Source organism: Citrobacter sp. MGH105 (assembly GCF_001037485.2).
In the GTDB taxonomy this organism is placed as follows: Bacteria; Pseudomonadota; Gammaproteobacteria; order Enterobacterales; family Enterobacteriaceae; genus Citrobacter; species Citrobacter portucalensis.
The window spans coordinates 145,827-158,089 of the sequence record NZ_CP073049.1 but is presented as its reverse complement, the minus strand read 5'-3'; the positions used below and the strand labels follow the sequence as shown (position 1 = coordinate 158,089).

General features: G+C 46.2%; 13 protein-coding genes. 6 read left to right on the top strand and 7 right to left on the bottom strand.

Going from position 1 to position 12,263, the window contains the following annotated elements; genetic code table 11:
* Positions 1-77: 77 nt before the first annotated feature.
* Entirely contained in the window at positions 78-677 is a 600-nt protein-coding gene (locus SK35_RS25130; protein ID WP_015062969.1) for a hypothetical protein, read from the bottom strand.
* Between the two features lie 261 nt (positions 678-938).
* Between SK35_RS25130 and SK35_RS25125 the strand changes: the two genes are divergently transcribed.
* On the top strand, positions 939-1,469 hold the full coding sequence (locus SK35_RS25125) for a hypothetical protein (protein ID WP_032610444.1): 531 nt from the start codon (positions 939-941) through the stop codon (positions 1,467-1,469).
* Positions 1,470-1,689: 220 nt separating this feature from the next.
* Here the strand turns inward: SK35_RS25125 and SK35_RS25120 are convergent, their stop codons facing one another.
* Positions 1,690-2,151 (bottom strand): hypothetical protein, encoded by a 462-nt coding sequence (locus SK35_RS25120; protein ID WP_015062966.1) that lies wholly within the window; start codon positions 2,149-2,151, stop codon positions 1,690-1,692.
* 8 nt (positions 2,152-2,159) lie between these two features.
* A complete protein-coding gene (locus tag SK35_RS25115) occupies positions 2,160-3,800 on the bottom strand; it encodes a hypothetical protein (RefSeq protein ID WP_032610443.1) in 1,641 nt (546 codons plus the stop codon).
* Positions 3,801-4,114: 314 nt separating this feature from the next.
* Here SK35_RS25115 and SK35_RS25110 point away from each other — a divergent pair, with 314 nt between their 5' ends.
* Both SK35_RS25110 and SK35_RS25105 read left to right on the top strand, forming a co-directional pair.
* Positions 4,115-4,372: a hypothetical protein gene (locus SK35_RS25110; protein WP_103216141.1), complete on the top strand. Its 258-nt coding sequence runs from the start codon at positions 4,115-4,117 to the stop codon at positions 4,370-4,372.
* A gap of 238 nt (positions 4,373-4,610) precedes the next feature.
* On the top strand, positions 4,611-6,014 hold the full coding sequence (locus SK35_RS25105; RefSeq protein ID WP_011152984.1) for an ISNCY family transposase: 1,404 nt from the start codon (positions 4,611-4,613) through the stop codon (positions 6,012-6,014).
* 32 nt (positions 6,015-6,046) lie between these two features.
* Here the strand turns inward: SK35_RS25105 and arsH are convergent, their stop codons facing one another.
* Complete coding sequence (gene arsH, locus SK35_RS25100) at positions 6,047-6,751, bottom strand: arsenical resistance protein ArsH (protein ID WP_000130816.1); 705 nt, start codon at positions 6,749-6,751, stop codon at positions 6,047-6,049.
* A gap of 86 nt (positions 6,752-6,837) precedes the next feature.
* Between arsH and SK35_RS25095 the strand changes: the two genes are divergently transcribed.
* The 3 genes from SK35_RS25095 to arsC are packed head-to-tail and all read left to right on the top strand — an operon-like array spanning position 6,838 to position 8,931.
* Positions 6,838-7,158, top strand: coding sequence for a transcriptional regulator (locus tag SK35_RS25095; RefSeq protein ID WP_000941305.1), 321 nt, complete (start codon positions 6,838-6,840; stop codon positions 7,156-7,158).
* Between the two features lie 45 nt (positions 7,159-7,203).
* Positions 7,204-8,493, top strand: coding sequence for an arsenic transporter (locus SK35_RS25090; RefSeq protein WP_000922628.1), 1,290 nt, complete (start codon positions 7,204-7,206; stop codon positions 8,491-8,493).
* A gap of 12 nt (positions 8,494-8,505) precedes the next feature.
* Positions 8,506-8,931 (top strand): glutaredoxin-dependent arsenate reductase, encoded by a 426-nt coding sequence (gene arsC, locus SK35_RS25085; RefSeq protein WP_000065802.1) that lies wholly within the window; start codon positions 8,506-8,508, stop codon positions 8,929-8,931.
* Positions 8,932-8,990: 59 nt separating this feature from the next.
* Here arsC and SK35_RS25080 read toward each other — a convergent pair whose 3' ends face one another.
* The 3 genes from SK35_RS25080 to SK35_RS25070 form a co-directional block, all read right to left on the bottom strand.
* Positions 8,991-9,818, bottom strand: coding sequence for a universal stress protein (locus SK35_RS25080; RefSeq protein ID WP_001066652.1), 828 nt, complete (start codon positions 9,816-9,818; stop codon positions 8,991-8,993).
* Between the two features lie 18 nt (positions 9,819-9,836).
* A complete protein-coding gene (locus tag SK35_RS25075) occupies positions 9,837-11,315 on the bottom strand; it encodes a SulP family inorganic anion transporter (RefSeq protein ID WP_000927306.1) in 1,479 nt (492 codons plus the stop codon).
* A 646-nt stretch (positions 11,316-11,961) separates the two neighbouring features.
* Positions 11,962-12,255: a hypothetical protein gene (locus tag SK35_RS25070; protein ID WP_016246546.1), complete on the bottom strand. Its 294-nt coding sequence runs from the start codon at positions 12,253-12,255 to the stop codon at positions 11,962-11,964.
* Between the last annotated feature and the right edge of the window lie 8 nt (positions 12,256-12,263).

Here is a 12,263-nt window from a genome sequence, read left to right as displayed (position 1 = left end):
CGCGGAAGTTCAGCGGCATCATAAACTGTATGGGACAGTAAGAATTGCACTGACATTAACTGGTACAAAATGCAGGGCTATTGAATCCCTTCAGTGTACGCAAGCCTCACGTGTTCATCTACTGTAGCTTGGTTGCCGGGGATATATCGCGGAAAGTCCGACACGTCATTGGCATTTTTGACAATGAAAGAAGGGTATCCAAACTGCTCGGCAGCAATATCGATATAAAAAGTCATTCCTCCAGCACTCAGCTCACACCAGTAGTGGCCATGTCCTCCATACTCATTGAAAAGACCTCCATTATCTGTACCATTCCCGCCGCGTATACTTGCGACCATGCCTCTGAGTCGTGCAAATTTACAAACCAATATACATGCGAACATGCATGTTCCGGTTGTGTCACTTGTTCCAATTTCCTTAAGGTTCTCTTTTAAGGACTTATGGGCTTCTTCTGCAAGCTCCAGGATTGGCGTAAGAACTAAAATAGATGTCTTGTCAGTCACGAATAATGTCTCCGGTAAACAGAACAATGGTAAGGCTAGAATCCCGTTTAAAATAATTTTAGTATCAGGTAACAAGTACCTTGAACAAAGCACTTGATTCACACAGATCAATAAAAACCTTTCGAATAAGGAAAATACGAAAATTTGTGAAAGTACATTATCGAGTTTTAACATGAATCTATTCTGAGTCGCAAGGGTTTTCAGTTCGGACAGAAGGCTTCTAAAATTTCATGAAGTCGTCCAACCATCTTTAACTACTAGGTAACAAACCATAATTATTGATTTCATGAAAATAATTAAACTCAGAAATTGTGTTGTTGAGGTTATTAGAGATGGATATAGGATGTGGTATATTTGTTTGGAAATAAAAACAAAGGTTAGAACTCAGCTTTCGTACAATCTAGTTCAATCAAATTATGACGCTTAGGAGTATAAATGAGCATTAACGACAAAGATTTTAGTTCTTTAACAGTAGAGCAATATGGCTGGAATTTGGGGGTTTTTAATCATTCAACCCCATTTACATCACACTTTATTTATGTCTACGATTGTTATAAACAGTATGTTGGATTGATTTCCATTTCACAGGAGGATTTTAACACCACTAAAATTTCCACATCGTTAAGCATTCATATGTGTGTGGCAAAGCTAGGTAAAATCCTTAAGAAAATGTCAAATAAAAAGGCTTTGTCACAAACGGAAGAAACTGAATTGGCCCCTCTTATTATTAATTATGTAAAGCAAACGATGACTTTTAGGCAATGGGTAAGTCAATCAGAATTAAATCAACGCATGCATTTTCTAATTAATATCTACGGTTCTAAAGATGATAAAAAAGGGGAGGTGGTTCTACGACCATTAATTTCGAATCCAGATGCCTTAATTTTAACACCGACGGAAGTCATTGAATTGAACACGCAAGTTATTAAAGCTGATCGTATGCGACATCCGGAATGGTTCCGTTAAGCAGATTTACCGCATTCACCATTGGAACCTTCGCCAGTAAGAGCTCGATGGTAAAATTACAATCTGAGATGGTTCAAAACGGCTATAGAGTTTTGAACCTCAAACGGGAATATTTTCACATTCATCCTTTGAAAGAAAGTCGTGGCTAAAAGAACTGAAGTAACCCTATCAAAGCCAATTTTCCTAACGACCGGAGTTATCTACTATTTACCGGATAACATTATTTCATTTGTCCTGTCGAATACCATGCCAACGTAGATTCCGGGATGCAGATTTTTGAGGCGAATCCATCGGTAATTAAATCGAGCAGATTTGGGGCTAGTAGATTACACGGTGCTGGCCTCAGTGGTTCATAATGATGCTTCGGGTAATGAAGGCTGCTGAAAATGCCATGGGGCGCCCCTGAGGCTTTATCTGGGCCACAGAAAAGGTTAATCCACATCCGGAGGCGGTAGTCCACCGTGAAGCCGTCGATTTGCAACCATAAGTGGGGGGAGAGCACAAAATCACATCCCTTAACGGTAACTTTCCCAAGGAAGCGAAGATGTGGGATCTTAGCCTCCATCAAGGCATGGCTGAGCATTAAAGTATGCCCATCGCATTCCAGCTTTGCACTGTCTACCGCTAAAAAGGCATCATTAAGGTCAGAGAGATGTATAGGTGTGTTATTCACTGTTACCATTGTGTCTCTCAATTTTTATCCTTTGTCCTGAGATTTGCTATAGTTAAGTTAATATAAACGACTTTATCCGCAAATATTCCGCCAGACTCTCGCAAGCTAAAGCGTATGGTTTGATGATGGGTGCTGTGCATCATTTCAAGTTTAATATTTCTGTTTTCTTTTTGGTAGTCTTCAAGCGCTGATTCAGTGTGTTTACGAATATTCACAAATTTATGGTCAAAGCAGAATAACACCAGATATAGGTCAGGCGGAACGATAAATGACTGAGCAACAGAGTCTGAATACTTTGTATAAAGTTGAAATATTCCTTTTGTTATTACAGATTTTATTGGCACTTCGGTGGAATGTTCTTGTATTAACTTGGATTCGATAATGCAAACTCTCACACCTGAAGAGAAAATAGAAATATCACTTCGCCCGTTTGCGATCTGATCTTCCTGGACCACCATAAACTTTTTAAGTTCAAGGCTTGCTTTCAACCAGGTTAATAATGATGCTGTAAGGTTATTTTCATAAAACAGAATGTCGTTTTTCACACGATACAAATTACTGTTGCTGGTAATGTTCTGAATGCCAGTGAAAATAGTATTAGGCAGAAGGTCGATTGTCTTGCTTTTAACATCGTAATTATTAAATGAATCAGCTAATACACCTAGTTTAAAAGCGAGCGTCCGTATTTTTTCTGTATTTCCAAACTCAAGATGATTGGCTTGATGTTTAAGTGATCTGATTTTATTATATATATATTGTGTGTTTCTTTCACTTAATCTGACCTGCATAAAACTCTGGCGCATGTATTCTTCAAAAAGGTTCTGGAGCTCAAACAATTCTTCAATAATAGAGGTTAACTTATTTTTAGGTTCAAAGAACATTGAGTCTTTATTTTTAATGTTTGAAGCCAGTGAAATGATTTCATAAAGAGCATCGGTAAGCAGATGAAGTGGTTCAACTGTTTTTATAATGCCTTTTTCATTCCTATAAATCATAATGTAAGGCTGGTGACGTGAAAATAAATCCTGCAAGACATCTTGTGACACTGGCGTTGTAATGAAGAAAATAAGTCCCGGCTTAAGATCTTTGTTTTTCAAATGTTCTAATTTATCAATAAGTAATACTTTCCTAATCCCGTTCGCTAGAATTAGTCCGAATTCAGTTCGATAAAGATTCCAATTTCGCTTTGTTGATGTAATAAGGGATAAATCATAATTAATATTTACGAGGTTTTCATTGATTGTCGTAATTAAGTTATGAATGTAATTGTTGTGATAAGTGGCATAACTCATAATGCCAAACTTACTTTTGAGTTCGTTGATGTGTTCGACAAGTGTTTTCAAGTACGTATAAGTTGTGCTTTGAGGAACTTTTTGGAAATTGTAAGATGACCACTCTTTAGCTATATCATAGATAAAATCGCATTCTTGTGATTCAAGGAACTTAACCAAGCGATTTCTGGAACTTTTATTGCTGTTAAATTCTTCTTCAAATCTTTCGAGCTTTCTGCAAAAAATATGAACCGACAGGCAATGGCGACGTTCCTGCTCTAATAATTGATCATCCAGGAAAATCTCAGTATTTTTGTTACGACTGAAGATAGATATGGGGGCCATTTCCATTAGTTCTAACGCATTGAAATCATAAAATCTGCTCATTTATTTCGCCTGCATAGTAATTTTAATCACTAAAAGCTATTAAGCTTTTTCCTTTTTTAAACATACGAAAGCCTTTAGAAACACGATTTATACTAACGGGGCATCTAAATTCGTGATCTGTTCAATGTATTCAAAAGAGTATTGAACGCCTCATATGATATTTTCGCTCTGAAAGCGATTCCCCTAGCTTCATTAAGAGCCTTTCTTCCGGAAGCAGATTCAGGCGATTTAAGGTACTTTAAAAGTAACTTTTCAATCTCTATAGTTTTGTCATTCTGAAGTAACTGAGAGGCCATGATGGCTCCGAGCCTAAATTGAAGCTGAATATTCACTTCTTTGTGAAACTCCAGGTGCTGACGGTGGCGGTCAGCCAGCTGGCTTCCACGGACCCTGGCACGATACAAACGCATATAGTCGGCCATTTCGGCGGTATGGCGTTGACGATACCGGTTCTTGGCTGCATTGACTACATTGCGGTTATTCAATTTATACAACCGGTTTTCGCCAGCTACGCACTGGCGGCAGCGAGTCTTATGGCCATCCTTACTTTTACGGTCAATTCCGAAGTCTAACAAGCTCTTCAGAGTCTTGCATTTTCGGCACAGCTTACTTTCAACGAGTTCAGTCATGGGTATATTATGAATTGAAGTACTTCCCGAAAGTATACCCAATTCGACTATCCATTACAATTAAACGTTTTTGGGTTAACATAATCCACGTTATACGCACTTATAATGTAGTAGCAAAGTTGTAATGTCCGATAATGGCTAAGTTAAGATGTCCGGCGTGTATAATCAAGTAAGGATTACCATGACGGCTCTCGCAGCGGAGTTTTTCACATTGGATGAAGTTAACCGACTCAAAATCATTCAGGATGTCATCGACCGGCGTCTGACAACACAAATGGCAGCTCAGCGGCTTGGTATCTCCGACCGTCAGTGCCGTCGTCTGCTTGCGCGTTATCGTGAAGATGGTCCGATTGGCATGACCAGCCGCCGTCGTGGTAAATCCAGTAACAACCAGTTGCCTCAGGGACTGGCCGCATACGCGCTGAACATTATTCGCGAACGCTATAACGATTTCGGTCCGACGCTGGCCTGTGAAAAACTGTCTGAGGTGCACGGTGTTCATCTTTCCAAAGAAACCGTCCGTAAGCTGATGACTCAGGCCAGTCTGTGGGTCCCACGTAAGCAACGTGCGCCAAAAATTCAGCAACCTCGTTACCGCCGTGCCTGTGCCGGTGAACTCATACAAATCGACGGCTGCGACCACCACTGGTTTGAAAATCGGGGACCTAAGTGTACGGCACTGGTTTACGTTGATGACGCAACCAGTCGTTTAATGCAGCTTCTTTTCGTGAAATCTGAGTCTACTTTCACCTATTTTGAAGCGACCCGGGGCTATATTGAAAAACATGGCAAACCGCTTGCGCTGTACAGCGACAAAGCCAGCGTATTCAGGATCAACAATAAAAATGCAACCGGCGGCGACGGCGATACCCAGTTTGGCCGTGCGATGCATGAACTGAACATTCAGACCATTTGTGCAGAAACCAGTGCTGCCAAAGGCCGCGTTGAACGGGCGCACCTGACGCTTCAGGACCGACTGGTCAAGGAGCTCAGGCTCCAGGGCATCAGTTCCATGGAAGCTGCGAACGCATTTGCCGAAGAGTTCATGAACGATTACAACCGTCGTTTCGCAAAAGCGCCTCGCCAGGAGTTTGATGTTCATCGGGAACTGGATGTCGATGACGATCTTGATATGGTATTTAACTGGCGTGAAGCTCGTAAAGTGTCGAAATCACTCACAGTGCAATACGACAAAGTCCTTTATCTGATTGAAGACAGCGAATTCAGTCGTCGGGCGATTGGTAAATACATCGATGTCTGGCATTACCCGGATGGACATAAAGAGCTCCGGCTTAATGGCGTATCACTTCCCTACTCCACCTATGACAAGCTTTCTGAAATCGATCAGGGGGCCATTGTGGATAACAAACGTCTGGGGCGGGCCCTGGAAATGGCGCAGCTGGTCCAGGCCGAGCGGGATAATAACCGGTCGCAATCCGTACCATCCGGAGACGGCCCTTCTCGCAGGCGTAAAGCTCCCACGACGAAGAAATCCCAGCGTTCCCTGGATCAGGACGATATGTTCAATGCCCTGGTGAAACTTCAGTCACGCTCTGAAGAGATATTTGGGAAGAAACCGATTTAAAGCCCGGTAATCCATCCGGGCATGCCTGGCTGTCAGATTTTGGCCTGATTGACCCGTGCCGCGAGCTCCTGATGACTCTCTTTCCTTTCGCTGTAGCGGTCGGACAGGTAGGCTGTGTGCCCTTTCAGGAGTAACGTCATTTTGAACAACTCTTCGGTAACGTCGACAATCCTGTCATACCAGGGTGAGGGTTTCATGCGCCCTTCATCATCAAATTCCTGCCATGCCTTTGGCACTGACGACTGATTGGGGATGGTGAACATCCGCATCCAGCGGCCAAGTATCCGCATCTGATTGACCGTGTTAAACGACTGTGAACCACCACAAACCTGCATGACGGCCAGCGTTTTACCCTGGGAAGGACGAACAGCACCTTCACTCAGGGGTATCCAGTCAATCTGGGCCTTCATCACCGAGCTCATGGCGCCATGTCTTTCCGGAGAACTCCAGACCATTCCGTCACACCACCTGACCAGCTCGCGGAGTTCAAGCACTTTGGGGTGACTTTCGGGCGCATCATCGGGTAACGGCAGACCGGATGGGTTAAATATTTTCACCTCAGCCCCCATCTTTGCCAGCAACCGCCCGGCCTCTTCCGCTGCAAAACGACTGTAGGACCGCTCTCGTACTGAACCGTACAGGATGAGAATTCGCGGCATGGTTTCGTTGTTGCCCGTAAGTTTGCTGGCAAGCGCATCATCAAAATAAGCCGGTTCGATTGCTGGTAAGTCGGTCATAAAAAATCTCCATTTCATAAGCTATGCTTTAAAAGTTATCACATATGAAATACCATATGTATTGTTATTTTTTTACGAGGTTAAGCATGCTACAGCCTGTTCAGCTTTTTAAACTGCTCGCCGACGAGACCCGTTCAACTATCGTGATGCTTCTCAGGGAGTCCGGTGAAATGTGCGTCTGTGACATCTGTGCGGCAACCGCAGAGTCTCAGCCAAAAATTTCTCGCCATATGGCCCTTTTACGTGAAGCCGAGCTGGTCATCGACCGTCGCGAAGGAAAATGGGTGCATTACCGACTGTCGCCACACATGCCAGCATGGGCTGCGGGTATTATTGATACAGCCTGGAACTGTGAACGAGAAAACATACGCAACAAGCTCAGTAGCGTGGCATCTGTCTCCTGCTGATGGCGATATATATATCCGAATAAACAAATGTGAATGGAGTTTCTGATGTTACTGGCTGGTGCTATCTTTTTATTCACGCTCGTCCTGGTTATCTGGCAACCCAGAGGGCTGGGGATTGGCTGGAGTGCCTCACTGGGCGCAATTCTGGCATTGCTGACTGGCGTCGTTCATCTGGGGGATATTCCGGTGGTCTGGCAGATAGTGTGGAATGCGACCGCCACCTTTATCGCCGTGATCATCATCAGTCTTCTGCTCGACGAATCCGGCTTCTTTGAATGGGCCGCGCTGCACGTTGCCCGTTGGGGGAATGGCCGGGGGCGGCTGCTCTTCACCTGGATCGTCCTGCTTGGTGCGATGGTTGCGGCACTGTTTGCCAACGACGGTGCGGCACTGATCCTGACACCTATCGTTATCGCGATGCTGCTGGCGCTGGGATTCAGCCGGGGGGCAACCTTAGCGTTTATCATGGCCGCAGGGTTTATCGCTGACACGGCAAGCCTGCCACTGATTGTCTCAAACCTGGTGAATATCGTCTCGGCGGATTTCTTTAAGCTTGGTTTCTCAGAATATGCCGCCGTGATGGTCCCGGTTAACCTGGCCGCGATTGCGGCTACGCTGGTGATGCTGCATCTGTTTTTCCGTAAGGACATTCCCGCCGTTTACGACGTTTCTCTGTTGAAAGAACCGAAAGACGCTATACGTGATGTGAATACCTTTAAAACCGGCTGGCTGGTTCTGGTGTTGCTTCTGGTGGGATTCTTCGGACTGGAGCCGCTGGGCGTACCGGTCAGTTTGGTCGCAGCCGCTGGTGCATTGCTTCTGTTTGCTGTTGCGAAAAAAGGGCATGCCATTAACACCGGTAAGGTGCTGCGTGGTGCGCCCTGGCAAATCGTTATCTTCTCGCTGGGGATGTACCTGGTGGTCTACGGCTTACGAAATGCCGGTCTGACCCACTATCTCTCTTCCTTGCTGAATCAGCTGGCAGAGCAGGGATTGTGGGCGGCAACGCTGGGTACGGGCTTCCTGACGGCCTTCCTGTCATCAGTGATGAACAATATGCCGACCGTGCTGGTCGGGGCGCTGTCGATTGATGGCAGCACTGCGACCGGTGTTATCAAAGAAGCGATGATTTACGCCAACGTCATCGGCAGCGACCTGGGGCCAAAAATTACCCCTATCGGCAGTCTGGCAACGTTACTGTGGCTGCACGTTCTGTCGCAGAAAAATATCAAAATTACCTGGGGATATTACTTCCGGGTGGGCATTGTCATGACAATCCCCGTGCTGTTTGTCACGCTTGCAGCACTGGCGCTTCGTCTGTCTTTCACTTTGTAATGAGATACTGATATGAGCAACATTACCATTTATCACAACCCGGCCTGCGGCACGTCACGCAATACCCTTGAAATGATCCGCAACAGCGGTACAGAGCCGACCGTTATTCATTATCTTGAAACCCCACCATCACGAGCTGAGCTGGTAAAACTCATTGCGGATATGGGGATCACGGTACGAGCGCTGCTGCGTAAGAATGTCGAACCTTTTGAAGCGTTAGGGCTGGCGGAAGACCGCTTTACTGACGAGCAGTTAATCGATTTTATGTTGCAGCACCCTGTTCTGATCAATCGCCCTATCGTGGTAACGCCGCTGGGTACCCGGCTATGCCGCCCTTCTGAAGTCGTGCTGGATATTCTTCCCGATGCGCAGAAAAGCGCGTTCACGAAAGAGGACGGTGAGAAGGTAGTTGATGAAAAAGGTAACCGGCTGAACTAAACGTGTTCTTGTGACGAAGGGCGAGAGAACTCGCCCTTTTTTATTTAAGATAATCAGTGCTAACGGAGGATAAGAAGCGGTTGTTGCGTCTTTTGCAGCATTTCGGAGGTATGACTACCGATAAAGAACTGCCGCAACCTGGAATGACCGTAGGCCCCCATCACTATCAGATCGACAGCATTTTCCTCGGCGTAACGAATAAGCGCGTCCCCGACTGATTGCCCGGTAAGATGTGTTGTGCTGTTTTCTATATCCGCGTCACGTAAAATTTGCTGTGCGGTCAGCAGCTCTTCCTTCTTACCGTTTACCATGACAAGGTGGCACTCCAGCCCCCTGAGTAAGGGACTCATCGTCAGACGTTCCAGGTTACTCCTGCTTTCTTCACTGCCATCATAAGCCAGCATGACTCTGGAAGGCACTGAGTAGTTCTCCGGAACAACCAGTAGGGGTTTCTTTTGCAGACGAATAACGCTTTCCAGATGAGAGCCTACCGGATGCTGGCTACCCCGACGCCCCAGCACCATGAGACGAAGGTCGCTCAGCTCTGCCAGAACTTCATCCGGTGTACCGTGTTTTTGCATCAAAAGCACATCCGGGCTTCCCTGTTTTTGAAGCAGTTCAGCACAACTTTCCAGTATTGCTTTCCCCTGGGCCATCAGCAGGCGATTACGTTGCCCTTCAATTTCTACCAGCTCATCGGTCAGCAATTGCTGACTGTCTATGCCGAGAGTGCCGGTCAGGTCTGACACTACCGGGGTGCTGTCTTTTTCGATAACGTGCAACAGTGCTAGCTGTGATTGCAAAGTGCGGGCTGCCCACGCCGCATATTCACACACTGACCGCGTTGAAAGTGAACCGTCCACACAAGCTGTAACAGTATTATTCATAGTTTTCCCTCCAGTCTGTTAATGACCGCCCATCAGTTTTTCGACTTCTTCAGGTTTATCGTGAACACCAAACCGGTCAACGATGGTGCGGGTGGCTTCATTCATCCCACGTATTTCAACCCCGGCGCCCTCTCTGCGGAACTTAATGACCACCTTATCCAGGGCGCTGACGGACGTGATGTCCCAGAAATGGGCATGTGAAACGTCTATCACCACATTCTCAATCGCTTCACGGAAATCAAAGTGGCTCGTAAAGCGGTCTGCTGATGCAAAGAATACCTGGCCGGTGACGGTATACGTCCGGCTCGTCCCCTCCAGAACTGAGGTTACACGCATGAACCGGGATACTTTAGTGGCAAAATTGAGCGAAGCAATCAGTACACCGGTCAGCACACCGAAGGCCAGATTATGTGTTGCCACCACAACCGCTACGGTGGCAAGCATGACCACGCTGGTTGAAAGGGGGTGTGTCCGCAGGTTGGCAATGGAGCGCCAGGAGAATGTCCCGATGGAAACCATAATCATCACCGCGACCAGCGCTGCCATCGGAATTTGGGAGACCCAGTTGCGCAGGAACACAATCAGGCAAAGCAGCACCACGCCCGCCGTGAGGGTTGAAAGTCGTCCGCGTCCACCGGATTTTACGTTGATAACAGATTGCCCAATCATCGCGCAGCCTGCCATTCCTCCGATAAAGGATGTGCAGATGTTCGCGATGCCCTGAGCTTTGCACTCCCTGTTTTTGTCGCTTGGCGTGTCGGTCATGTCATCCACGATAGTGGCGGTCATCATCGACTCAAGCAGGCCAACCACCGCAAGCCCCGCAGAATATGGCAGGATGATGAGCAGCGTCTGAAGATTTAAAGGCACGTCCGGGAGCAGGAAGACCGGCAGACTGTCGGGAAGTTTCCCCATATCCCCGACGGTTCGCACATCCAGATGCAGCCACATGGCAATCCCAGTCAGCACCACGATGCACACAAGCGGTGAAGGAATGGTTTTGTTGATATAAGGGAAGAGATAGATGATCCCCAGCCCTGCCGCAGTCATGGCATAAACATGCCATGTCACATTGGTCAGCTCAGGCAACTGGGCCATAAAAATCAGTATTGCCAGTGCATTAACAAACCCCGTGACCACTGAGCGTGAAACAAAACGCATCAGCCCGCCAAGCTTCAGATATCCGGCTATCAGCTGGAATACCCCGGTCAGTATGGAGGCAGCCAGTAAATACTGTAAGCCATGATCTTTCACCAGCGTCACCATCAGGAGAGCCATTGCACCGGTGGAGGACGAAATCATCGCCGGACGTCCGCCAAAGAAGGCCATAACGAGAGGAATACAGAACGCCGAGTAGAGGCCCACCTGGGGATCAACACCGGCGATAATGGAAAAGGCGATCGCTTCTGGAATGAGTGCGAGCGCGACAACAATACCGGCCAGAACGTCACCACGGACGTTACCCAGCCAGTCCTTACGCGTCGAGGACAGCAACATAGTAATTTCTCAGTTTTTAGATACAGTCAGCCCTGGAGGGCTACATTTTTACGTACGGTAAAGCACATCCGCAGACGGGATGTTATTGAGTGCGTGCTGAGGCTTGCTCAGTACGACAGAGGAAGGAAAAACTCAGGGTGGCGTAATACGCATAGCGGTTGTCAGATTCTCCATAGCGGATGTGTATATATTGTCGGCTCTGTTGTCAGGAAGAACTTACAGAACACGTCGCGTTTGAACATGAAACACTTCAAAGCAGCCCAATACTACAAATAAAGCGAATACGGGGTCAACCCAACAAGGTACTCAAACGAAGAGGTTAAGATGCGATTTTTATCCAGGAATTCAATATTATCAAAGGACATTTGAACTTTGCCCCACCCCGGACATCTCTACTTAGCTTTGACATATAAATCAATGGGTTACGTTTTACTTCTTGGATTACGCACTGGCACGGGATTTGGGATTTGGGATTTCCATGATGATTTTCCTGTGGGCAACCTGCATTATCACCATCCAGGACATAGGACGGGCTTACCCCGTTCTTACCTAATCATTTTAGGTCCTTCGTTACTAGAAAAATTTTTTAAACTCATACAGATAGACCGCCATAGGTACCAGCGGAACTATCTGTACCATTACTGAACTAAAAATAGATGAAAAAACATGCAGCCAGTACCGTGACGCTAATAATTGAAAATAAGTTAACTACGATGGAAATAAAGCTTTTTTTCATCATGGTCAAGGTTTCGGCTGGTGTTTCATCGAGTGCTTTGCCAGATTTATGGTCATCATAAATACGCCTTGAAGTTACAAGCTTATCGTGATGTTTATTCACTTGCTTCATCAAGAGGTGAATGACTAAAATCATAAGGGCAATGTAGATATACTTATCTTTACTTAGTGCGTCAATTATTTGATGTGCCTGATTCTCGTGCATAAAAATAT